Annotated in this window: 22 protein-coding genes and 1 riboswitch; of the genes, 13 read left to right on the plus strand and 9 right to left on the minus strand. The window is 69.1% G+C overall.

Going from position 1 to position 21778, the window contains the following annotated elements; translation table 11 throughout:
* The first annotated feature begins 8 nt into the window (after positions 1-8).
* Positions 9-749, plus strand: coding sequence for an alpha/beta fold hydrolase (locus ACWEOI_RS13235; protein ID WP_452359741.1), 741 nt, complete (start codon positions 9-11; stop codon positions 747-749).
* Between the two features lie 9 nt (positions 750-758).
* On the plus strand, positions 759-1139 hold the full coding sequence (locus ACWEOI_RS13240; RefSeq protein ID WP_357085732.1) for a PPOX class F420-dependent oxidoreductase: 381 nt from the start codon (positions 759-761) through the stop codon (positions 1137-1139).
* 75 nt (positions 1140-1214) lie between these two features.
* Here ACWEOI_RS13240 and ACWEOI_RS13245 read toward each other — a convergent pair whose 3' ends face one another.
* Together ACWEOI_RS13245 and cobN are read right to left on the minus strand one after the other, a co-directional pair.
* Complete coding sequence (locus ACWEOI_RS13245) at positions 1215-1754, minus strand: hypothetical protein (protein ID WP_452359742.1); 540 nt, start codon at positions 1752-1754, stop codon at positions 1215-1217.
* Between the two features lie 307 nt (positions 1755-2061).
* Positions 2062-5697 (minus strand): cobaltochelatase subunit CobN, encoded by a 3636-nt coding sequence (gene cobN, locus ACWEOI_RS13250; protein ID WP_452359743.1) that lies wholly within the window; start codon positions 5695-5697, stop codon positions 2062-2064.
* Between the two features lie 45 nt (positions 5698-5742).
* Positions 5743-5814, minus strand: a riboswitch (adenosylcobalamin-variant (AdoCbl-variant) riboswitch).
* 226 nt (positions 5815-6040) lie between these two features.
* On the opposite strand from cobN, the gene ACWEOI_RS13255 reads away from it, so the two are divergent.
* Both ACWEOI_RS13255 and cobG read left to right on the plus strand, forming a co-directional pair.
* The gene (locus ACWEOI_RS13255) at positions 6041-6271 is read left to right on the plus strand and encodes a hypothetical protein (protein WP_433665909.1); all 231 of its coding nucleotides are present in this window, start codon (positions 6041-6043) and stop codon (positions 6269-6271) included.
* Positions 6272-6475: 204 nt separating this feature from the next.
* Positions 6476-7675: a precorrin-3B synthase gene (gene cobG / locus ACWEOI_RS13260; RefSeq protein ID WP_452359744.1), complete on the plus strand. Its 1200-nt coding sequence runs from the start codon at positions 6476-6478 to the stop codon at positions 7673-7675.
* Between the two features lie 42 nt (positions 7676-7717).
* Here the strand turns inward: cobG and ACWEOI_RS13265 are convergent, their stop codons facing one another.
* A complete protein-coding gene (locus ACWEOI_RS13265; RefSeq protein WP_452359745.1) occupies positions 7718-9178 on the minus strand; it encodes a DUF6345 domain-containing protein in 1461 nt (486 codons plus the stop codon).
* A gap of 179 nt (positions 9179-9357) precedes the next feature.
* Between ACWEOI_RS13265 and ACWEOI_RS13270 the strand changes: the two genes are divergently transcribed.
* Positions 9358-9909: a hypothetical protein gene (locus ACWEOI_RS13270; protein ID WP_452359746.1), complete on the plus strand. Its 552-nt coding sequence runs from the start codon at positions 9358-9360 to the stop codon at positions 9907-9909.
* On the opposite strand, the gene ddaH is transcribed toward ACWEOI_RS13270, so the two are convergent.
* The gene (gene ddaH / locus ACWEOI_RS13275) at positions 9878-10750 is read right to left on the minus strand and encodes a dimethylargininase (protein WP_452359747.1); all 873 of its coding nucleotides are present in this window, start codon (positions 10748-10750) and stop codon (positions 9878-9880) included. The genes ACWEOI_RS13270 and ddaH overlap by 32 nt on opposite strands.
* Before the next feature lie 176 nt (positions 10751-10926).
* Between ddaH and ACWEOI_RS13280 the strand changes: the two genes are divergently transcribed.
* From ACWEOI_RS13280 to ACWEOI_RS13295, 4 genes are all read left to right on the plus strand, one after another.
* On the plus strand, positions 10927-11364 hold the full coding sequence (locus ACWEOI_RS13280) for an Lrp/AsnC family transcriptional regulator (protein ID WP_379274236.1): 438 nt from the start codon (positions 10927-10929) through the stop codon (positions 11362-11364).
* 107 nt (positions 11365-11471) lie between these two features.
* The gene (locus ACWEOI_RS13285; RefSeq protein WP_452359748.1) at positions 11472-12107 is read left to right on the plus strand and encodes a precorrin-8X methylmutase; all 636 of its coding nucleotides are present in this window, start codon (positions 11472-11474) and stop codon (positions 12105-12107) included.
* A complete protein-coding gene (gene cobJ / locus ACWEOI_RS13290; RefSeq protein ID WP_452359749.1) occupies positions 12104-13678 on the plus strand; it encodes a precorrin-3B C(17)-methyltransferase in 1575 nt (524 codons plus the stop codon). Before ACWEOI_RS13285 ends, cobJ begins: the two co-directional genes overlap by 4 nt.
* A gap of 54 nt (positions 13679-13732) precedes the next feature.
* Positions 13733-14278, plus strand: a complete 546-nt coding sequence (locus ACWEOI_RS13295; RefSeq protein ID WP_357085706.1) for a PadR family transcriptional regulator — start codon at positions 13733-13735, stop codon at positions 14276-14278.
* Positions 14279-14303: 25 nt separating this feature from the next.
* Here ACWEOI_RS13295 and ACWEOI_RS13300 read toward each other — a convergent pair whose 3' ends face one another.
* The 3 genes from ACWEOI_RS13300 to ACWEOI_RS13310 form a co-directional block, all read right to left on the minus strand.
* Complete coding sequence (locus ACWEOI_RS13300) at positions 14304-15047, minus strand: cobalt-precorrin-6A reductase (RefSeq protein ID WP_433673368.1); 744 nt, start codon at positions 15045-15047, stop codon at positions 14304-14306.
* A complete protein-coding gene (locus ACWEOI_RS13305; RefSeq protein WP_452359750.1) occupies positions 15044-15601 on the minus strand; it encodes a hypothetical protein in 558 nt (185 codons plus the stop codon). The genes ACWEOI_RS13300 and ACWEOI_RS13305 overlap by 4 nt, the downstream gene beginning before the upstream one ends.
* Before the next feature lie 631 nt (positions 15602-16232).
* Entirely contained in the window at positions 16233-16700 is a 468-nt protein-coding gene (locus ACWEOI_RS13310; protein ID WP_452359751.1) for a VOC family protein, read from the minus strand.
* Positions 16701-16813: 113 nt separating this feature from the next.
* Here ACWEOI_RS13310 and ACWEOI_RS13315 point away from each other — a divergent pair, with 113 nt between their 5' ends.
* Entirely contained in the window at positions 16814-17806 is a 993-nt protein-coding gene (locus ACWEOI_RS13315) for a helix-turn-helix transcriptional regulator (RefSeq protein WP_452359752.1), read from the plus strand.
* A gap of 84 nt (positions 17807-17890) precedes the next feature.
* Here the strand turns inward: ACWEOI_RS13315 and ACWEOI_RS13320 are convergent, their stop codons facing one another.
* Positions 17891-18742: a class I SAM-dependent methyltransferase gene (locus ACWEOI_RS13320; protein ID WP_452359753.1), complete on the minus strand. Its 852-nt coding sequence runs from the start codon at positions 18740-18742 to the stop codon at positions 17891-17893.
* An 80-nt stretch (positions 18743-18822) separates the two neighbouring features.
* On the opposite strand from ACWEOI_RS13320, the gene ACWEOI_RS13325 reads away from it, so the two are divergent.
* Complete coding sequence (locus ACWEOI_RS13325; RefSeq protein ID WP_452360136.1) at positions 18823-19050, plus strand: hypothetical protein; 228 nt, start codon at positions 18823-18825, stop codon at positions 19048-19050.
* Positions 19051-19193: 143 nt separating this feature from the next.
* On the opposite strand, the gene ACWEOI_RS13330 is transcribed toward ACWEOI_RS13325, so the two are convergent.
* Complete coding sequence (locus ACWEOI_RS13330) at positions 19194-20210, minus strand: alcohol dehydrogenase (RefSeq protein ID WP_452359754.1); 1017 nt, start codon at positions 20208-20210, stop codon at positions 19194-19196.
* Positions 20211-20581: 371 nt separating this feature from the next.
* On the opposite strand from ACWEOI_RS13330, the gene ACWEOI_RS13335 reads away from it, so the two are divergent.
* Both ACWEOI_RS13335 and ACWEOI_RS13340 read left to right on the plus strand, forming a co-directional pair.
* Positions 20582-21226 carry a VOC family protein gene (locus ACWEOI_RS13335; protein WP_452359755.1) on the plus strand — a complete coding sequence of 215 codons (645 nt, stop codon included), beginning with the start codon at positions 20582-20584 and terminating at the stop codon, positions 21224-21226.
* Positions 21227-21274: 48 nt separating this feature from the next.
* On the plus strand, positions 21275-21727 hold the full coding sequence (locus tag ACWEOI_RS13340; protein WP_433665958.1) for a hypothetical protein: 453 nt from the start codon (positions 21275-21277) through the stop codon (positions 21725-21727).
* The last annotated feature ends 51 nt before the right edge of the window (positions 21728-21778 follow it).

Below are 21778 nucleotides of genomic sequence, written 5' to 3' on the forward strand. Positions count from 1 at the left end.
AGGACGCCATGACGACGACACCGATCCTGCTGGTGCACGGCATTCGATTGAGTTCCGCCTGCTGGGGGCAGGTCAGCGAACACCTCGCCCCGCGGCACCCGGTGCTGGCCATCGACCTGCCCGGACACGGCAGCCGCCGCGGCGAACGATTCACCCTGCCGGGCGCGATCGACGCTGTGCGCGCGGGGATCGATCACCTCGGCGGCGAGGCGGTGGTCGTTGGCCATTCGCTGGGGGGCCAGGTCTCGATCGCGGCCACCGCGGCGCACCCGGAGCGAGTGGCAGGACTGGTCGTCGCAGGCGCGAGCGTGACTCCCAACCGGGCCCTCGCGACACCGTTCCTGCTCATGCACCGCGCCCTGACCACCCGCGCCGACGGCGGAAAAGCCTTCAGCGAGCGGGTCTTCGACCAGGTCCTGCCACCCCGGGTCGCCGCCGACATCGCGCGCGGAGGCATCGCGACCGAGGCCATTCCCGATGTGATGGCCGCCCTCATCGCCTTCGATCCGCTCGCCGCGCTGGCCGAGTATCCCGGTCCGGTGCGCCTGATCAACGGCGGCCACGACCACTTCCGGATCGGCGAACAGCGCTTCCTGCACACCGCCCCCGACGCCCGGCTGCTGGTTGTGCCGCGATCCGGGCACTATCTCCCGCTCACCCACGGTGCGGCCTTCGCCGACCTGGTCGCCGATTTCTCCGCGTCCCGCGACCTCGTGCGCCTGGGAGCGTCCGGCGGCCAGACCGGATAGGCTGCGGGCGTGGACAACCCGTTCGGGCCTGTGGGCACCGCGAGCTACGTCAACCTGACCACCTACAAGAAGGACGGCACCGCGGTGGCGACACCGCTGTGGGCCGCGCTCGACGGCGGCCGCCTCTACGTGTGGACGGTCACCGACAGCTGGAAGGTCAAGCGCATCCGGCGCAATCCCGACGTGACGCTGCAACCCTGCGATGTGCGCGGCAAGACGCACGGCGAGATCGTGAAGGGGCGCGCGACCGTGCTCGACGACGCGGGCAGCGACCGCGTGCGCGATCTCATCAAGCGCAAGTACGGGATCCTGGGCTGGCTGACCATCACCGGAAGCAAGCTGCGCCGCGGCAATGCGGGCACCATCGGCATCGAGATCCTTCCGGCATAAGCGCATTCACGCCACGTCGCCGAACCGACCGGTCCGGCGACGTGGTTTCGCGCTACTTGCTTCGGGATCAGGCGATCAGGGCTGGTCGTTCGCGATGATCGCGCCGATCAAACCGCCGACACCGCAACCGATCACGGCGCCGACCACGAAGAAGAAGACGCCGATCACGGCCCCGACCACACAGCCGATGAGCGCCCCGGCGACGACCGATCCGGCATTGGCCACGTTCTGCAACGCCACGACATCACCGTTGGGTGCGGCGACATCGGCCGGATTCGCCGGGCGCACCGTCAATTCGGTGGCGTCGGCGTTCACCTCGGGGACGACGGTGACAGTGCGGTCGGCGGCCTGGTAGACCAGCGGCAGCGCCGCGAGGGTCTCCCCCGAGGGCGCGATGATGTTCACCGCGCCGCCGGCGAGCTCGAAATGACCCGAGGCCAGCTTGGTGGTGACCGCGCTGCGGTCCTGGGCCAGGGAGACGGAGTAGTCGACACCCCGGTCCGCCCCGCTGATTCCCGTTGCCGCGACAGCGGGTTCGCCGTGGGCGGTCACCGTGGCCACACACAGCGCGGCGACGGACAGCAGAGCGGTAGCGGCGATCTTGGCGATTCTCATGATGGTTCCCTACGTCGAGGGACCGATTCACCGCATCACCGAGTGAACGTCCGTACCATCATGGGACGTCGTGATCTACGACTCGGACGCACGCACGCGGACCGCAGTGAATCGGGGATTCCCCACTTCGAATTATTCGGTCCGGCAGTATGACTCGCATATCACCGGAGGCCCCGCCGCTTCCCCGAGCCCGACGCCGGGTCCGGTTCTCATACTCCTCTTACGAACCGGCGGTGGGAACCCCCCCTGTACCGGGGTTGTCCGCTGCTGTCCTGCGGGCCACCCCGGTCCGGGTACGCGAAATCGCCTACTCCAGTTCGCCTTCGGTCTCCAGGTAGACCTGCCGCAGCCGGTCCAGGGTGGCGGTGTCGGGCTGCTCCCACAGCTTCCGCTCCGCCGCCTCCAGCAAACGTTCCGCGATACCGTGCAGCGCCCACGGATTCGACTGCTCCATGAACTTGCGGTTGGTCTCGTCGAAAACGTAGGACTCGGCCAGCTTTTCGTACATCCAGTCGGCGACCACATTGGTGGTGGCGTCGTAGCCGAACAGGTAGTCGACGGTGGCGGCCATCTCGAACGCGCCCTTGTAGCCGTGCCGGCGCATGGCCTCGATCCAGCGCGGGTTCACCACGCGCGCCCGGAACACCCGGGTGGTCTCCTCCGACAGGGTGCGGGTGCGCACCGCGTCCGGGCGGGTGCTGTCGCCGATGTAGGCCTCGGGGTTCGAGCCGGTGAACGCGCGCACCGCGGCCACCATGCCGCCGTGGTACTGGAAGTAGTCGTCGGAGTCGGCGATGTCGTGTTCGCGGGTGTCGGTGTTCTTGGCCGCCACCGCGATTCGCTTGTAGGCGGTCCGCATGTCGTCGGCGGCGGGCGCGCCGTCGAGGTCGCGGCCGTAGGCGAAGCCGCCCCACGCGGTGTACACGCGGGCCAGGTCGTCGTCGGTGCGCCAGCTCTTGGAGTCGATGAGCTGCAGCAGGCCCGCCCCGTAGGTGCCGGGCTTGGAGCCGAAAATGCGTGTGGTGGCGCGACGTTCGTCGCCGTGCTCGGCCAGGTCGGCCTGAGCGTGGGCGCGCACGTAGTTCCGGTCGGCGGGCTCGTCGAGCCCGGCGGCCAGGCGCACCGCGTCGTCGAGCAGCGCCAGTACGTGCGGGAACGCGTCACGGAAGAAGCCGCTGATCCGCACGGTCACGTCGATGCGCGGACGGCCCAGCTCCTCGAGCTCGATGGCCTCCAGGCGGGTGACGCGGCGGCTGGCCTCGTCCCACACCGGCCGCACACCCAGCAGCGCGAACACCTCGGCGATGTCGTCGCCGGAAGTGCGCATGGCCGAGGTGCCCCACACCGACAGGCCCACCGACCGCGGGTACTCGCCGTGGTCGGCCAGGTAGCGGGCCAGCAGCGAATCCGCCATGGCCTGACCGGTTTCCCAGGCCAGCCGCGACGGCACCGCCTTCGGGTCGACGGAGTAGAAGTTGCGGCCCGTGGGCAGCACGTTGATCAGACCACGCAGCGGCGAACCGCTCGGTCCGGCCGGAATGAAACCACCATTCAGCGCGTGCAGGATACGGGCGACCTCGACACCGGTCTGCCGCAGTCGCGGCACCACCTCGGCGGCGGCGAAGCCCAGCACCCGGCGCGTCTCGTCCAGGCGCGCGGCGACGTCGGTGAGGCCCGCGGCCGCGGCGAGCTCCCCGCCGAACACGCCCTCGGTCACCGCGTCGATGGAGTCGACGTCCCAGTCGACTTCCTGCATGCCCGAGACCAGTTCGCGCGCCAGCTGCTCGAAGGCGTCCACCCGGTCGCGCTTCTCGTCACCGGATTCGCTGAGCCCCAGCGCCTCTCGCAGACCCGGCACATTGACCTCGCCGCCCCACAGCTGGCGGGCGCGCAGCATGGCCAGCACCAGGTCCACCTCGGCCTCCCCCGCCGGGGCCTGGCCGAGCACGTGCAGGCCGTCGCGGATCTGCACGTCCTTGATCTCGCACAGCCAGCCGTCGACGTGCAGCAGCATGTCGTCGAAGACCTCTTCGTCCGGGCGTTCGGTGAGCCCGAGGTCGTGGTCCATCTTGGCCGCGCGCATGAGCGTCCAGATCTGCTGGCGGATGGCCGGCAGCTTGGCCGGGTCGAGCGCGGAGATATTGGCGTGCTCGTCGAGCAGCTGCTCGAGCCGCGAGATGTCGCCGTAGGTCTCGGCGCGCGCCATGGGCGGAATCAGGTGGTCGACCAGGGTGGCGTGGGCGCGGCGCTTGGCCTGCGTGCCCTCGCCCGGGTCGTTGACCAGGAACGGGTAGATCAGCGGCAGGTCGCCGAGCGCGGCATCGGTGCCGCAGGAGGCGGACATGCCGAGGGTCTTGCCGGGCAGCCACTCGAGGTTGCCGTGCTTGCCCAGGTGCACCACGGCGTCGGCGGCGAAGCCCTCCGCGGCGGCCAGCCAGCGGTAGGCGGCCAGATAGTGGTGGCTCGGCGGCAGATCCGGGTCGTGGTAGATGGCGACCGGGTTCTCGCCGAAACCGCGCGGCGGCTGCACGATCAACACCACATTGCCGAAACGCAAGGCGGCGATGACGATCTCGCCCTTCGGGTCGGCGGAGCGGTCCACGTACAGTTCGCCCGGCGGCGGGCCCCACGCCTCGACGACCGCCTCGCGCAGGTCCTCGGGCAGGGTCTCGAACCAGCTGGTGTAGAGGTCGGCGCCGATGCGAATCGGGTTGCCCTCCAGCTGTTCCTGGCTCAGCCAGTCCGGGTCCTGCCCGCCCGCCGCGATGAGCGCGTGGATCAGGGCGTCACCGTCGGCGGCCTCCAGGCCGGGGATCTCGCCGGGCGCGCCGAGGTCGTAACCGGCCTCGCGCATCTCGCTGAGCAGCCGGATGGCGCTGGCCGGGGTGTCCAGGCCGACGGCATTGCCGATGCGGGCGTGCTTGGTCGGGTACGCCGACAGCACGATCGCGACTTTCTTGCGCTCGGCCGGAATGTGACGCAGCCGCGCGTAGCGCACCGCGATACCCGCCACCCGAGCCGAACGCTCGGCGTCGGGCACGTACGACGACAGCCCGTCCGCGTCGAACTCCTTGAACGAGAACGGGACCGTGATGATGCGGCCGTCGAACTCCGGCACCGCCACCTGGGTGGCCACGTCCAGCGGCGACAGGCCGTCGTCATTGGCCTCCCACTGCTCGCGGCCGCTGGTCAGGCACAGGCCCTGCAGGATCGGCACATCCAGGTCCGCGAGCGCGCCCACGTCCCACGCCTCGTCGTCGCCGCCGGCCGAGGCGGTGGCGGGCTTGGTGCCGCCCGCCGCGAGCACGGTCACCACCAGCGCGTCGGCGGTGCCGAGCGTGGCGAGCAGCTCCGGCTCCGCGGTGCGCAGCGAGGCGCAGTAGATGGGCAGCGCGCGAGCGCCCTTGGCCTCGATGGCGGTGCACAGCGCGTCGATATAGGCGGTGTTCCCGGCCAGGTGCTGGGCGCGGTAGTAGACCACGGCCACGGTCGGCGCGTCGTCCGGGACGGGGCAGGCGTGGCGTTCCAGCTCGCCCCAGCTCGGCATCTCCACCGGCGGCTCGAACCCCTCGCCGGTGAGCAGCACCGTGTCGGACAGGAAGTTGTGCAGCTGCAGCAGGTTTCGCGGGCCGCCCGCGGCCAGGTAGTTGTGGGCGTCGGCGGCGACACCGCCGGGCACGGTCGAGCACTCCATCAGCTCGGCGTCGGGCGCGATCTCACCACCGAGGGCGACCACCGGAATTCCGCTGGCGCGCACCGTCTCGAGGCCCTCCTCCCAGGCCCGCTTACCGCCCAGCACGCGCACGATCACCAGCGACACACCGTTCAGCAGGACCGGCAGATCCTCCGGCAGCAGCCGGGCCGGATTGGCCAGCCGGTAGGCGGCGCCGCTGGCGCGCGCGCTCAACAGATCGGTATCGGAGGTGGACAGCAACAGGATCAAGGGTCTCGGCCTTCCTAGGGTGACGCGCCCAGCACGGTTCGGCGCTCGCCGGGAAGGTCTGACTGTCACAGTGGCGCGACCGCACCGGAATTGCACCGGCTTTCTTCCGTTCGACGAGCTCGCCGATGCTATCGCGCCGCCGACGCGAGCCCGATATCGCGCCCGCGTCGCCGCGTGCGGGCGCCGATCACAGTGCGGCCAAGGCTGGCTCACATCCCTGGGGAACCGACTGGTCGGCGCGTACGCTGCCGGTATGCCACTCACTCCAGGATGGGTCAGGCGGAACCGCTTTGCTGCCTGGTCGGGATACTTTTGCGTACTGGTTGCCTTCGCAACGCTGGCCATGGCTCTCACGGCCGCCGGCTCCGGTCATTCGCAGTGGGCGCTCGTCGCCGGGATCATCTGCGCGTCGACCATCCTGTTCGGTCTCACGGTCATGAGCACCACCGTGCACCGCGACCACGCCGACCACCACAACGTTCCCAGCCTGCTCAACGACACCTGGGAAACCACACCCGCCTTCGCCCGCCGCCGCGGGGCGCCGGCGGCCATCGAACCGCACCGCGCGGGCTGAACCGCCCGGCGAATCGACCGATCCGGCAACCGGACTCCGGGACTCCCCCGTCCCGGAGTCTTTTCTTTTCTTTGCTTTCGGTCCTGCCATGCCGGGGACACATAGTTAGATTGCAATATCTCCAAATGTAGATAGACGTGGAGGCGAACCCGACCCCGGGCGGCCGTGCCCGGTCTCGGCATCCTCCGTACGCTGGGTGGCGTCATGACGCGAACCGATCCCGACTCCTGCCCGGGCGTGCTGCGCCTGCACGAAGCAGCCGACGGTCCCCTCGCCCGTATCCGGGTGCCCGGCGGACTCCTCTCCCCCACCCAGCTCCAGGCCCTCGCGACCGCGGCCACCGACCTCGGGGACGGGAACATCGAGCTCACCTCGCGCGGGAACATCCAGTTCCGGCAGGTCCGCGACGCGGCCGCGCTCACCGAACGGCTCACCGAGGCGGGACTGCTGCCCAGCGCCACCCATGAGCGGGTGCGCAACATCATCGCCTCGCCGCTGTCGGGACGCGTCGGCGGCTGGACCGATGTGCATCCCCTGGTCCCCGCTCTCGACGAAGGGCTGCGCGCACAGCCGCGCTACGCGGACCTGCCCGGCCGGGTCCTGTTCACCCTCGACGACGGCCGCGGCGATGTCAGCGGCCTGGGCGGCGACATCGGCGTGCACGCGCTCGACGAGCACACCTACGCACTCCTGTTGGCGGGCAAGGACTCCGGCCTCCGTCTCCGCGCCGACGCGGCGGTCGACCTCATGCTCGCCGCCGCCGACGGCTTCCTCGACCTGCGCGATGGCCACTGGCGTCTGCACGAGATCCCCGACGGCGCGGCCCGCCTGACCGACCGCCTCCGCACCGCTCACCCGGACCTCGACGTCTCCGGCGACCTCCTGGAAACGCCCGGCCCCCAAGACATTCCGATCGGCTGGATGACCCAGTCCGACGGCCGGGTGGCCCTCGGCGCGGGCGTGCGCCTCGGCTCCCTCCCCGCCCGCACCGCCGAATTCCTCGCCGCCGTCGAATGCCCGATCATCGTCACCCCGTGGCGCAGCCTGATCCTCGCCGACCTCGACGAATGGCCCGCCGAACAGGTGGTCCGAGTCCTGGCCCCCATGGGCCTGATCTTCGACACCGCCTCCCCGTGGCTCCAGGTCAGCGCCTGCGCCGGCATGCCTGGCTGCGCCAAGTCCCTCACCGACGTCCGCGCCGACGTCGCCGAGGCCGTCGACTCCGGCCGCGTCCTCCCCACGGACGCACCGGAATTCGCCCGCGAGGGTCTCGACGCCGCCGACGTCGTGGTCGCCGGCCGCCAGCACTGGTCCGGCTGCGACCGCCGCTGTGGCCGCCCGAAGGGCGCGGTCACCGACGTCATCGCCACCACCGACGGCTACCGCGTCATCCCCGCCGGCTAGCCGATCCCGCCGAACCGGTGCGATCGGCGCTCTGCGCGCCCTTCAGACAGTGACCTCGACGATGTCGCGGATCCGGAAGCGACCACCGGTGATCTCGATCGTCTGGCGGGCGACCAGAGCCGCGCCGTCACGGTCGTAGCGGTAGCCGATCTCGCGGGAGTCGGGGACGACCGCGAGACGGGCACGGCCGCCGAGACATTCGGCGCGGGCGGCGGTCGCCTCGGTCAGCGCCGTGCAGGCATCGGGGTCGTCCGTGGTGGGCGGGTGGGCCTGCTCGGCTCCCAGGATCGGGACGGTGGTGTCGGAGATCGAGCAGAGCCGGCCGGTCGGGTCGAGGGTCAGGGTGAGCTGACCGTCGCCGCCCGCGACGGCCGGGACGCCGTCGTAGAGCTGGCGGTAATGCAGGGTGTAGTCGGCCACCGCGGCCGCGACGCTATCGCCGTCGCGGCTCGCGCCCGCGTGGAAGGTGGCCGACATTCCGGCCAAGGCGAGGTCATGGCCGAGGTCCAGGTCTCGCAGCGCCCGGTCGGCGAGGTCGCGAATCTCCTCTGGCGTGCGGCCGTTGACGCTGCGGTCCGGCTCGGCGTAGAACGCCTGGTAGCTGCCGTCGGGATGCATGACCAGCCGGGGTTCGAATTCGGCTCGCGCACAAGACTCCTCGGTGACCGGGGATGCGGGCTCGGCGAGTACGCCCCGCAACCCGTGCCGTTCACCCAGCGCGGACACCGTGTCGGCGTCAGCGTTTCGGCGGGCCAGGCGCAGTGACATCGGTTGGCGCGGAAGGGGAATGCTCAGGTCGACTTCGAGGGGGAACTGACCCGCCCAGCGCCACCAGTACCACTCGTCGGACACCGCGCCGCCGTAGAACAACCGCTCGTTCCAGAGCCGGTCCTGCGCCTCACGGTCGGTGGCGCCGCAGGCCGCCGACGACACCCGGTGGTTGTTGTGGAAGATCGACAGCGCCGCGTCCTGCCACGCCTGGCTGAACGATTTGCCGGCGTTCCATTCCTTGAAGAACCGTGTCCCCTGCTGATCGGTGTCGAAGGTGAGGCTGTCGAATCCGAACAGCATCCGCGCGCCCCGGTTCGGCGTGTGCCAGGTGCGGTAGGGGCTGTGTCCGAAGTTGGTGCGCAGCGATTCGCAGCCGTGCAGGAACAGGTAGCGCAGGCGCTGATCGCCGAATCCCATCCGGTCGGATTCGGCGTAGATGGTGTTGTCCCAGGTGCGGCCCATCGAGGTCAGATACACGCCATTGCTCGTGGTGGTGCTGTGGGCGTAGTGGTAGAACACCCGCACCGAGTCCATGCCGAGGCTGTCCTGCCAGTTGTCGTACTCCTGGTCGTACCGCCATTCCCGGACATCATCGTCCTTGGCGTGGAAGTTGATGCCGTTGAACTTCGCGACGTAGTCGAGGAAGCCGCTCACGCACGCGTGCGGGTAGGTCAACGTGGCATCTTTCGGGTACACCTGCACCGACGCGCCGCCGTACATGTTGTCGGACATTGTCGAATGGTCACCGATACCGGACGCCCGGGCACGGGTACCGGACTACTCGATTCCCCCGCCGGCCGGCACGCGACCGGCCCGACCGGCCGGTGACAGGTGCGGGGTGCACGCGGCGTGGTTGCTGGTGCACAGTGGGTTATCCGCGCTGCGACGACCATCGGATGCTGGAGGCGGCCATGACCATCGCGAAGCTCAGCGATCAGGAGATCCTGGCGATGTCCGATGAGGAGCGTCGCGAACTGATCCGGCGGTTGCAGCCGCCGCCGGAGCGGGTGCTGCCGCGTCCGGAGGTGGTGCGGCTGCATCGGCGGGTGCGGCTGGCGCTCATGGTGGGCGGCTGTCTGGGGCTGATTCCGTGGATCGTGTACCTGGGGTTCTCGCTGCCGGCGGAGTATCACGCCCGCAACTGGCCACTGGCCTGGATCGGGTTCGACATCGTGCTGGTGTTGATGATGGCGACCACCGCCTACCTGGGCTGGAAGCGGCGCGTGGTGTTGCTGCTCCCGGCGTTCGGCACCGGAATCCTGCTGATGGTGGACGCCTGGTTCGACATCGTCACAGCGGACGCCGGCGATTTCTGGCTGTCACTGGGCACGGCGATCATCGGCGAGATCCCGTTGGCGGCATTGCAGATCAGCGGCGCGATCATGCTGCTGCGCTTCCTGATCCTCGCCCATCCGCTGCACGATCCGCAGGTCAGTCCGTTCCGGACGCGACTGCCGTTCTGACCGAGTGCCATTCCATGGTGCAGCACTTGACGCTGCCGCCGGATTTGAGCAGCTCCGACAGGTCGATCCCGACCGGTTCGTAGCCGCGCGCCCGCAATTGCGCGGCCAGGTCGACGGCCTTGTCGCTGAGGAACACGTGGTAGCCGTCGCAGACGCCGTTGAGGCCCAGCACATTCGCGTCGGCCTCGGTGGCGATGATCGCGTCGGGGTACAGGCTCGCGAGCAGTCGCGCGCTGGGTCCGCTGAAGGCGGCCGGGTAGTAGGCGATGGTGTCGTCGAGGACCATGAGCGCGGTGTCGAGGTGGTAGAAGCGCGGATCCACCAGATCCAGTGAGACGACCGGCAATCCGAAGTACTCCGCCACCTCCTGGTGCGCGCCGCGGGCGCTGCGGAACCCGGTCCCGGCGAGGATGCGGTCCGGCGCGATGGCGAAATCGCCTTCGCCCTCGTTGGTTTCGCGGGCGCGGGCCACGCTCGTGAAGCATTGGGCGGCCATCCAGCCGTGGTAGGCCGGACCTTCCTGCGCGCGTTCGGGATTGGCGAAGCGAGCCGAGAGCGCCCGCTCCCCGATGGCCAGTCCCCCGTTGGCGGCGAACACCATGTCCGGCAGCCCCGCGACCGGTTCGATGACGTCGACTCGGTGTCCGCGCCCCTCGTAGGCGACGCGCAGCGCCTCCCACTGGGCCAGGGCGCGGGTCCGGTTGACCGGGTCGGCGGTGTCCATCCACGGGTTGATGGCATAGGTGACGTCGAAGTGGTCGGGGCGGCACATGAGGTAGCGGCGGGGCACGGGCCGGCGGGCGGCGGGATCGCGGGCCGGCAGCGTGGCTACGGACGTCAACGGGACTCCCTCGGAAGCGGCGCGGACGGGTCTGACACGAAGGTAAGTGGCGTACCGTTGTGTCAGGAATAGCGAATCGTTGCGTTGATCACCCCTCGAGCAGCGATTCATTGCGCCTGAACGATGCGTGTGCATCATTGCGCCGGACGCGCCCGCATCCCGCGAAGGGAGTGACCGTGGACGATCTCGATCGCCGGATCCTGGCCCACCTGCTGAAGAACGCGCGCGCCTCGTTCCAGGACATCGGCGCGGTCATCGGCCTGTCCGCCCCCGCGGTCAAACGCCGCGTCGACAAGCTGGTCGCCGCGGGCCAGATCACCGGCTTCACCGCCGTCGTGAACCCGGCCGCCCTGGGCTGGCGCACCGAGGCGTACGTCGAGGTCTTCTACCGCGACAACATCTCCCCCGCCGAGCTGCGCCGCGGGCTCGAACCGATTCCCCAGGTCGTCGGTGTGTGGACGATCGCGGGCGAGGCCGACGCGCTGGTCCACGTGATGGCCACCGACATGGCCGAGATCGAGGCCACCGTCGAACGCATCCGCGAGAACGCCCGCGTCGGGCGCACCCGCAGCAATATCGTCATGTCCCGCCTGCTCGAACGCCCCCGCACCTGACCCGGCCAGCCGGAAAGCACCGGCCGCGCGCACGAGAGACCGTCCACTGTGGCCGGGCGCACTACCCGCTCAGCGCCGCTCCGGCGGCGAAATCTATGGTGGAGCGCATGTCCGACGTGCGTGCCAGCTACCTCAAAGACGGGGCCGAGATCTATCGGCGCTCGTTCGCGACCATCCGGGCCGAGGCCGATCTGGCCCGGTTCCCGGCGGACGTGTCACAGGTGGTGGTGCGCATGATCCACGCCTGCGGGCAGGTGGATCTGGCGGGCGACGTGGAATTCAGCACCGATGTGGTGGCCAAGGCCCGGGCCGCCCTGCGGTCGGGCGCGCCGATCCTGTGCGACGCCAAGATGGTCGCCTCCGGTGTCACCCGCAAGCGGCTGCCCGCCGACAACGACGTGCTGTGCCTGCTCGACGACCCGCGCGTCCCGGACCTGGCCGCGCGCATGGACAACACCAGATCGGCTGCGGCCCTGGAACTCTGGAGCGACCGCCTCGACGGTGCGGTGGTGGCCATCGGCAATGCGCCGACCGCGCTGTTCCACCTGCTCGACATGATCGACGCGGGCGCGCCCCGCCCCGCCGCGGTGCTCGGCATCCCGGTCGGGTTCATCGGGGCCGCGGAATCCAAGGAGGCGCTGGCCGAATACGGCGGCGTCGAATTCCTGACCGTGCGGGGCCGGCGCGGCGGCAGCGCCATCACCGCCGCCGCCCTCAATGCGATTGCGAGCGAACAAGAATGAGCAAGCTCTGGGGTGTCGGGCTCGGACCCGGCGATCCGGAACTGGTGACGGTCAAGGCCGCCCGGGTGATCGGCGAGGCCGACGTCATCGCCTTCCACAGCGCCCGGCACGGGCGCAGCATCTCGCGCGCCATCGCCGCCCCCTACATGCGCGAAGGCCAGCTCGAGGAGCACCTGATCTACCCGGTGACCACCGAGACCACCGACCACCCCGGCGGCTATCAGGGCGCGATCGACGAGTTCTACGAGTCCGCCGCCGCCCGTCTGGCCGAGCACCTCGCGGCGGGCCGCACCGTCGCGCTGCTCGCCGCCGGTGACCCGCTGTTCTACAGCTCGTTCCAGCACATGCACCGCCGCCTGGCCGACCGGTTCGACACCGAGATCATCCCCGGCGTCACCTCGGTCAGCGCCGCCTCCGCGGCCCTGGGCACCCCGCTGGTGGAGGAGAAGCAGGTCCTCACCGTGCTGCCGGGCACGCTGCCGCCCGAGGAGCTGACCCGCCGGCTGCGCGAGACCGACGCCGCCGCGATCATGAAGCTCGGCCGCACCTACCCCGGTGTGCGCCGCGCCCTCGCCGACTCCGGTCGCCTCGACGACGCCTACTACGTCGAGCGCGCCAGCTCCGACCGGCAGCGCGTGCTGCGCGCCGCCGACGTCGACGAGTCGAGCGTCCCGTACTTCGCGATCACGGTGGTTCCGGGCCCCACCCCGCAGACGCGCATCACCCTGACCGAATCCGCCGTGCGGGACGGCTCGGAATCGGTTGTGGCGGAAGCGACTTCCACCGGCGCGTCGAGCACGGTTCCCGCCGAAGCAGCTCCCGCGTCGATCGGCGAAGTGGTCGTCATCGGGCTGGGGCCGGGCGACGAGGCCTGGACCACGCCGGAGGTGTCGCGCGCGCTGGCCGAGGCGACCGACATCGTCGGCTACACGACCTACGTGAACCGCGTGCCCGTCCGACCGGGTCAGCGACGCCACGCCAGTGACAATCGCGTCGAATCCGAGCGCGCCGGAATGGCTTTGGACATGGCCAAGCAGGGCGCGAAGGTCGTGGTGGTGTCGTCCGGGGATCCCGGCGTGTTCGCCATGGCGGCCGCGGTGATCGAGGAGTCGGCGGATCCGCAGTGGCGCGAGGTGCCGGTGCGGGTGCTGCCCGGGGTGACCGCCGCGAGCGCGGTGGCGAGCCGGCTGGGCGCGCCGCTGGGCCACGATTTCGCCATGATCTCGCTCTCGGATCGCCTCAAGCCGTGGGAGACGGTGGCGCAACGGATTTCGGCGGTGGCTTCCGCGGATATGGCGTTCGCCGTCTACAACCCGGCGTCGTCGCAGCGCACCTGGCAGGTGGCGGCCATGCGGGATCTGGTGCTCGAGCACCGCAAACCCGAGACGCCGGTGGTGATCGGCCGCGATGTGGGCGGCCCGACCGAGTCGGTGCGGGTGGTGACACTGGGCGAGCTGGATCCCGCCGTCGTGGACATGCGCACGCTGCTGATCGTGGGCGCGTCCACGACCACGGTGTTCGAGGCGGCCGGCGGTCCGCGCGTGTTCACGTCGCGTCGCTACGAGGCCTGAACGCCCGGCCCCGTAATATTCCTATGTAGAACGTAGGCTGTGGAAGGAGTGCCGGTGCCAGAAGATCACGCTCGACGCCCGCTCAACTCGACGGCCGCGTCCCTACTCGGATTCCTGCACCAGGGCGAGATGTCCGGGTGGGATCTGGTGGCGCTGGCCCAGGACCGCATCGGCGACTTCTGGACCATCACCCAGAGCCAGGTGTACCGCGAGCTGGCCACCATGCACGGCCTCGGCCTGGTCGAGAAGGGCGCGTCGGGCGCCCGCGACCGCACGCCGTACCGGATCACCGAGGCCGGCCGGGAGGCCTTCGCCGAATGGATCGCCCGCGATCCGGGCGCGGAGACCATCCGGGTGCCGCTGCTGCTGACCCTGTCGTTCGGGGAGTTCGTGGACGCCGCCCGCTTGGAACGCATTGTGGCCGCCGGCCGCACCGTCCACGAACAGCGGCTCTCGGGCTACCTGTCCGGCCAGGACGAGCAGCGGATGTCGCCCTACGAGCGGGCCACACTGGATTTCGGCATCCGCTACGAACGGGCCGTCCTGGAATGGTTCGACCGCCTGCCGGAGCTGTTGGACCGCACCAGCCGCCTGTCCTGACCGGATCCGCGCCCGGCCGATACCGCTACGCTTCGTCGCGCCGGGCGCGCAGCCAATCCCACGCGGCCGCAACGGTTTCCACCTGCCGCGCGCCTTCGGGCAGCGGCGGCCGGTCGATCATCACGACCGCCAGGCCCAGTTCCCGGGCAGCGGTCAGCTTGGCCTCGGTGAGCGCGCCCCCGCTGTCCTTGGTCACCAGGACGTCGATGCGCCGTTCGACGAGCAGTGCGATCTCGTCCTCGACGCTGAAAGGCCCACGGGCGAGCAATAATTCGTGCCGCGCGGGCACCGCACCCTCGGGCGGGTCGATCGCCCGGATCAGGAACCACTCGTCGGAGTGCTCGAAGGCGGCCACCCCCTGGCGGCCGATGGTCAGAAACACCCGTTTACCCAGCGCCGCGGCGGCTTCCGCCGCCAACTCCAGATCCGGCACCCGCACCCACCGGTCCCCGCACCGCTCGATCCAGCCCGGCCGCCGCACATGCAGCACGGGCAGTCCGAGCGCCGCCGCCGCGACCGCCGCATTGGCGGTGATCCCGCCCGCGAACGGATGGGTGGCGTCCACCACGGCCTCGATGCCGTTGCCGGACAGCCACTCCCGCAGCCCCTCGACACCCCCGAATCCGCCCACCCGCACCTCGCCGACCGGCAGGACGGGCGCGCGCACCCGCCCGGCGAGCGAGGACACGATCTCGAATCCCCGCTCGCCGGACGCGATGTCGGCGAGTTCCCGGGCTTCCCGGGTGCCGCCGAGGATCAACGTTTTCAGGGCTGCCCGCTGAAGTAGGCCGACCCGGAGTCGATCAGCGGCTGCCCGCCCACGACCAGCAACCCGATGATCGCGCCCGGGATGGCGCCGATCCCGAACAGGAACGCACCCAGGATCCCGCCGATGATCCCGCCCAGCGCCGCGTGCTGCAGCTGCCCGAAGAAGTCACCTTGCGAGTCGATGTCCTTGGCGGTGGCCAGCGGCGCCGACACCGAGGTCAGCGTCAGCTGGGTACCGGTGGTGTCGATGGCCGCGGTCAGCCCGTACTGCTTGCCCGCCAGCGTGCCGGTCAGCGGCACCTGGGTGACGACGTCCCCGGCCTGGTTCTTCAGGAACACCGTCTGCCCGGTGGCGTCCAGGCTGAACTGCCCGCCGGTCACCTTGGTGACGATGTCGTTGGCATCGCTCACCACGACGTCATAGCCGACACCCTGCTGGGTGCCGTGCAGCGGCGACGCGGCCTGCTCCACCACCGGAGCCTGGTCGAGCGGAACGGCGTATCCGGTGCCCGCGGCAATGCCGGTCGCGGCCGCGGCGACGAATGCGGTAGCCACGAACTTTGTGTACTTCATCGATCTCCTAATAGAGCTACATCCGAATCCGATAACCCTCGGATTCCAGCTCGTAACCCTACCGTTGACGTACTGATGTTTCAGTTTGGATGGCTCAGGCAGGACACGGATTCCGCTGTCATGCACCTTTGTCCACCGACGCAGGAACCGATCAAGCCTGGTCATTGAAGTGCCCGGATCTAAACCTCGCACCACTCGGATGTCCCAATTGCGCACTCGCCCAGCTCTTGTCCCCCGTCTTCCCTGCGACGTGGGTAGCAACCGTGTCCCGGAGGTTGGCCCACGCCGTCCCAGCACCCGGTGAGTGAGATCTGCTCTTGTACGCTGTCCATCGGCCCCGATTCTCGATGCCTCCCCATGCCGCCAGAAGAACTTGTCGTACTGCATTTTCGGTTTCTGATTGCCTATTGCCTATTGCCTGTTGGACCGCGACAGGCTACTTGCGGATTCCGAAGCATGCGAGAATCTTTCGGGCATCGGTCGATGGCGTTGACAACACGCGGTGCACGCGATCATGGAGCACCCGAAACCGCCTGCGCCGCTGGCTATCCGGATTTTCACAGGAGCGGCACCCCGGGGCGCGACCGGATCGGTCGCTCCCCGGGAAATGGCGTCAGGCTCCGCCGTACTCGGCTGCGACGTCGAGGATCCAGGTGATGCCGAAGCGATCGCGCAGCATCCCGAACCCGGGTGCCCACGGCGCCGGGCCGAATTCCTCGATGACGCTTGCCCCGTCCGCGAGACGTTCCCACAGCGCGCCGACCTCCTCGACCGTGTCGCCGCGGACGGAGAGGAAGAACGGTTCCGCGGTGAGGGTGGTGCCGTTCTCGCGGCGGGTGGTGGGCGCGCCCTGGGCGACCGGTGCGTCCGTCCCGGGCACGTCGTAGGCCATGACCCGGAACCCGTTGTCGGCGATGACCTGGCCGAACACCACCTTGGCGGCGTCGGGCGATTCGGCGGGCATCCCGAAGTCGCCGTAGGTGGCGATGGTGGTCTGCCCGCCGAACACCGACTGGTAGAACACCAGGGCCGCACGGGCCTGACCGTGGAAGTTCAAATGGGCGACAGCGTGTACCGACATCGTGATCGCGTCCCTTCGGAGGTGGTCTCGCCGCCGGACGGTTCCGGCGACAACGCCACCCTGACAGCAGTACCGGACAGGGAACGTCCGCTATTTCTGGCAGCCTGGTGAGCATGCCAACCGCGTCTTCGAAGGTCACCTCTCACCGCCTGCTCTCGCTGCTGTCGTTGCTGCAGGTCCGCCGTGACTGGCCGGGACCACTGCTCGCGGAGCGGCTGGCTGTCAGCGAACGCACGGTTCGCCGCGACATCGATCGGCTGCGCGAGCTCGGTTACCCGGTCCGGGCGGTCAAGGGACCCGAGGGCGGTTATCGGCTCGAGGCGGGTAGCGAGCTGCCCCCGCTGCTGTTCGACGATGAACAGGCGGTCGCACTCGCGGTGGCGTTGCGGATCGCGGTCGGGACGGGTGCGGGTATCGAGGAGGCCGCCGCGCGCGCTTTGGCGACTGTGCGGCAGGTGCTGCCGGCCCGCCTGCGGCAGCGTGTCGACGCCCTCGACGTGACCGTGGTCGAATCGGCCGGTCGCGGTGCCGATCCCCAGGTCGACACCGCCATTCTGCTCGCGCTCAGCGGCGCTGTCCGATCCGCGGAGGAGGTGCGGTTCGACTACCGGTCGACGGCCGAGCCGGATGGCCTCGGGTTGCGGCCGGCGCGGCGGGTGCAGCCTCATCACCTCGTGGCCCGGGGTGGACGCTGGTATTTGATCGGATGGGATCCCGAGCGCGAGGATTGGCGGATCTATCGTGCCGATCGGATGGTGCTGCGCGTCCCCAACGGGCCGCGCTTCAGCCCCCGGCAAGTGCCGGGTGGCGATGTCGCCGCGTTCTTGTCCGCTCGGTTCAAAGGCTCCGGCAGTACGAACGTCTGGCCTTGTCGCGGTGAGGTGGTCCTCGATCTCCCCGCCGCACAGGTGGCCGCGTTCGCCGGCGACGGAATCGTCGAGGAACTCGGTCCCGCCAGGACCAGACTGCTGACCGGTTCCTGGTCCTGGGCCGCACTCGCCGCGACGCTGGCGCGTTTCGACACCGAGATCGAGGTCATCGGCCCGGACTCACTGCGTGACGCCTTCGCCGCTCTGTCTCGGCGCGCCGCACGCGCAGCAGGGTGATTGCGGGACCGGCTCAGAAGGACGGCATGATCCCCGAACCAGTGCGAGATCGCACAGTGGAGGGGACCGCAGTAGCGGGCGGGCTCAGTGGGTCAAACGGAGTACGCCGCTCCACGGGATAACGGTGCCCGGCTTGCGTGGATTCGGTTGCGGCAGACGGGAAAAGAATCGATACATCGGAGACACCCGCCGAAATCGGCTCGCCGCCTGCAGTATCGACTCTATTTCGAGCACTTCCCATCCTTCGTCCTCGAAGAACGCGACGCCGTTCGCCGGCGTGAAGGTGAAGGGCGCGTTCTTCAACAGGCCGTTCCCACTACGCTCCAACCGCTCGGCAATCACGACTGACACGATGTCGACCACCCACCAGGCGATCTCCTCGCGCCGGAGGTCGACTGCCAGCTGCCGGACCTCGTCGGGCTGCAGATACATGACCAACCCTTCGGTGATCACGAATGTGCGCGAGGCCCCGGCCAGGGCGTCGTTCAAGAACGCCCGCCGCGATACCGAATCAGAGAGGTCGACGGCGCGCCTGATGAGTCGACATCTCGGCCGGTACCAGTCGAGCGCCCGCTTCTTCTCCTCCAACAGCGCAGGCAGATCAGCCTCGATCCAGGTCAGGTCTGCCGGCAGATCGAGTCGGTAGGGTCTGGTGTCCAAGCCTGCCGCCAGGTTGATCACCCGGTCGCAACCGCCGTCGATCGCCGATCCGATCATGTCGTCGATCAACTTGGTACGGGCGACGATCGGCCAGCCGTGATCGCCCATCACGCGGGTCGTCTCCGCCGCGATCACGGGCCCGACCCTACCTGCGAGCATGCCTGCCAGTGGATCGTGGAACAGTGCGTCCGGGCGCTCCGACTCGATCGCTCGATATACCGCGACCCACCGTGCGGTGTCGGACACGGTGGAGATGATCGGTTTCATTTCCGTCATGGGAAGCCTTCCTCCTTCTGGCTCGAAGTTCGCGCGCTCCCGACGCTCACGCTTGTCCACGAGATGAGGTTCGCAACAACATTCTGTTGCGGGCGTTCTTTCTGGACGTCGTGGACTCCGACCAGGCACGGGCCTATTTTGCCGACGTGATCCAGATGTCCAATGAAGGTCAGCGGGAACCAGAAGAACCCAGCGAAGATTACGAGGAAGTCTGCCCAGACTACCGATCGATGGTTCTCGAGTATGACCGCAGATTGACCGCGATGCGCCGAGATTGGGCCGAATGGGCCGGGACCCAGATCAAATAGTGGCCACGCTCGTCAGGACACGTTGTACGTGTAGCGCGAGCCTATGCAGGTCATGCCCATCCCGGCCGAACGGATGGCCCGCCCCTCCGCCATGTGCGTGCACCGTCCACGAGGTGGTGCGGGCGTGTCAGTGAACAGGCAGGTCAGTTCCGGGTGTCGAGAACGATGCGGAAGCGGGCCCGGCCCGAGAGCATGCGCTCATACGCCTTGGGCGCTTCGGACAACGGCACGATCTCGTTGTAGCTACGGATCCCACGCTGGTGGGCGAACCGCAGGCTGTCCTCGTTGTCGATGGCACTGCCGGTGAGGGTGCCACGGACGGCGCGGGTACCGAAAATCAGGCTGCTGGTACCGATTTCGAGCGGATCGGCGGCCGCACCGACGACAAGCAGCTCCCCGCGGGGAGCCAGCCCGCCGATGAGCGGGGACATCGATGCGCCGCTGGGCGCGGTGGCCAGGATCGCGGTCGCGCCGCCGACCCGCTGCAGGGCGGCGGCGGGATCGCCGGCGGTGCTGTCGATGTACTCGTCCGCGCCGAGTTCGGCTGCCAGCGCGGCCTTTTCGGGGCCTCGCGCGATGGCGGCCACTCGGTAGCCCAGCGCCTTCGCGTACTGCACGCCGAGATGGCCGAGACCGCCGATGCCCTGCACCGCCACCAGGCTCCCGGGGCGGGCACCGCTGGACAGCAGCGCGCTGTACATCGTGATCCCCGCGCACAGCAGCGGGGCCACCTCGAGCGGGTCCGCGGCCTCGGGAATCCGAACCAGACCGCTGGCCCGCGCATACGCGACCTCGGCGTAGCCGCCGTCGACGGTGGTGCCGGTGGCCGGTTGGTTCGCGCAGTTGACGAAATCACCGCGGCGGCACTGTTCACACTCACCGCAGTGCCCGTTGAGGAAGCCGACGCCGACCCGGGTTCCCGGCGTCCAGGCCGTCACCCCGACGCCCACGGCGTCGATCACGCCGACGATCTCATGGCCCGGCACAACCGGAACGAGTGGGTCGGCGCGCATGCCCTCGACGGCGACCACATCCGAATGGCAGACCCCGCAGGCTTCGACCCGGATCCGTACCTGACCGGGCAGCGGATCGCGGACCTCCCGTTCGACCAGTGCGAAATTCCGTGAGGATGTCACCTCGAAAGCGCGATAAGTGTCCATCAGCGATTCCATTCCTTCGAGTCGATGGTGTGGTTCGGTGACCAGGCAGTCGGCTGCTTATCTCCCGCGGCACGCCTGTCGGTTGGTGTCCGCGGGGCTTGGCCGCCTCCATCACCACCATCCCTCCGCACCCGGAGTGTTCGCGCCCGTGAAACACCCTGGTCGCTTCGAAGCCCGGGGATTCCATTTCGATACCGCGAGGTAGACGGAGCTGGTCGGGGAGAGATGCCTCCTGGCGCGCCGACTCGGTGCGGAACCAGGGACTCGCCCTGGGTGTCGACCAGGGTTCAGCACTGGTTCGACGACGTCTTACGAAGCGCACTCTCGGATAGGAAAGCAAAACCGCTGCTAGAGGAAACGAGGAGCAGGCCATGACATCCACAGGGATTCCCGCGCTGAAGCTCGAGGCGGTCGTCATCCCGGTCGCCGACGTGGACCGGTCGAAGAAGTTCTACGACGGTCTGGGCTGGCGCCTCGACGCCGACTTCGAATTCGACAACGGCTTCCGGGTCGTGCAGTTCACGCCCCCGGGCTCGCCGACCTCGATCCAGTTCGGCACCAGCATCACCACCGCGAAGCCGGGCACGACGGAAGGCATCTACCTGGTCGTCTCCGATATCCAGCAGGCACGCGACGCGCTCGCGGCCCAGGGCGCCGACATCAGCGAGATCTTCCACCCCGGCGCACCCGGTGCGCAGTTCCAGGCCCTGTCCGGCGACGAACGCGTGGCGGGCGCCGCCGACGAGCACGCGAGCTACGGATCGTTCGCGACCTTCCGCGACCCGGACGGCAACACCTTCCTGCTGCAAGAGGTAGCCACCAGGATCCCGGGCCGTGTCGAGGCCACCGAGACGTCCTACGCCACCACCAGCGACCTGGTCGACGCGCTCGTGCGCGCGGCGGCCGCTCACGGCGAGCACGAGGCCCGCCACGGCGGCCAGTACGACGCCGAGTGGCCGAAGTGGTACGCGGCCTACATGGCCGCCGAAGCCCACGGCGATCAGTTGCCCGAGTAGCGCACTTCCGCAACGTCATTCACACCATCCACCAGAGAGAAGAAACCGATGACCACCATCCATATGCACGCGAACGCCCAGGTGACGCCCGAGCAGTTCGTCGCGGCCCTCACCGACTTCGGCCCGAACCGCTCGGAACTGTTCGGCAACAGCGAAGGCGCGTACCTGCAGGTGCTCGCTCGAGACGACCAGCACGCGGACGTCACCGAAGGATCCGGCGGAGTCTGGGAGAGGCTCCAGTACGACTGGACCGACCCGAACCACATCGTGCTGACCACCACCGACTCCAACGTGTGGGGCCACCACTCCGGACACACCTACAACCTGACCCCGCTTCCCGACGGCACCACCGACATCGACTACGTCGTGGTGCGCGAGGGCAAGAACTCCCGCGGCTGGTTCCTCGGAGCCGTGCTCGCCACCGTCGGCAGGAGCGTGCTGACCAAGGCGTTCAAGAACTCCGTGTCCGCGATCGAGGCCCGAACCGAGGTACGGAGATGACCAACCCGAGCCCGTTCGCGACGCTCGACGAGTTCCTCACCGGCCCAGTCG

It is taken from the genome of Nocardia sp. NPDC004340 (assembly GCF_053602575.1).

Coding starts and splice junctions, on each gene's coding strand:
- ACWEOI_RS13235 (WP_452359741.1), top strand. CDS start 9: ATGACGACGACACCGATCCTGCTGGTGCACGGCATTCGATTGAGTTCC.
- ACWEOI_RS13245 (WP_452359742.1), bottom strand. CDS start 1,754: ATGAGAATCGCCAAGATCGCCGCTACCGCTCTGCTGTCCGTCGCCGCG.
- ACWEOI_RS13255 (WP_433665909.1), top strand. CDS start 6,041: ATGGCTCTCACGGCCGCCGGCTCCGGTCATTCGCAGTGGGCGCTCGTC.
- cobG (WP_452359744.1), top strand. CDS start 6,476: ATGACGCGAACCGATCCCGACTCCTGCCCGGGCGTGCTGCGCCTGCAC.
- ACWEOI_RS13265 (WP_452359745.1), bottom strand. CDS start 9,178: ATGTCCGACAACATGTACGGCGGCGCGTCGGTGCAGGTGTACCCGAAA.
- ACWEOI_RS13270 (WP_452359746.1), top strand. CDS start 9,358: ATGACCATCGCGAAGCTCAGCGATCAGGAGATCCTGGCGATGTCCGAT.
- ACWEOI_RS13285 (WP_452359748.1), top strand. CDS start 11,472: ATGTCCGACGTGCGTGCCAGCTACCTCAAAGACGGGGCCGAGATCTAT.
- cobJ (WP_452359749.1), top strand. CDS start 12,104: ATGAGCAAGCTCTGGGGTGTCGGGCTCGGACCCGGCGATCCGGAACTG.
- ACWEOI_RS13310 (WP_452359751.1), bottom strand. CDS start 16,700: ATGTCGGTACACGCTGTCGCCCATTTGAACTTCCACGGTCAGGCCCGT.
- ACWEOI_RS13315 (WP_452359752.1), top strand. CDS start 16,814: ATGCCAACCGCGTCTTCGAAGGTCACCTCTCACCGCCTGCTCTCGCTG.
- ACWEOI_RS13320 (WP_452359753.1), bottom strand. CDS start 18,742: ATGACGGAAATGAAACCGATCATCTCCACCGTGTCCGACACCGCACGG.
- ACWEOI_RS13330 (WP_452359754.1), bottom strand. CDS start 20,210: ATGGACACTTATCGCGCTTTCGAGGTGACATCCTCACGGAATTTCGCA.
- ACWEOI_RS13335 (WP_452359755.1), top strand. CDS start 20,582: ATGACATCCACAGGGATTCCCGCGCTGAAGCTCGAGGCGGTCGTCATC.
- ACWEOI_RS13340 (WP_433665958.1), top strand. CDS start 21,275: ATGACCACCATCCATATGCACGCGAACGCCCAGGTGACGCCCGAGCAG.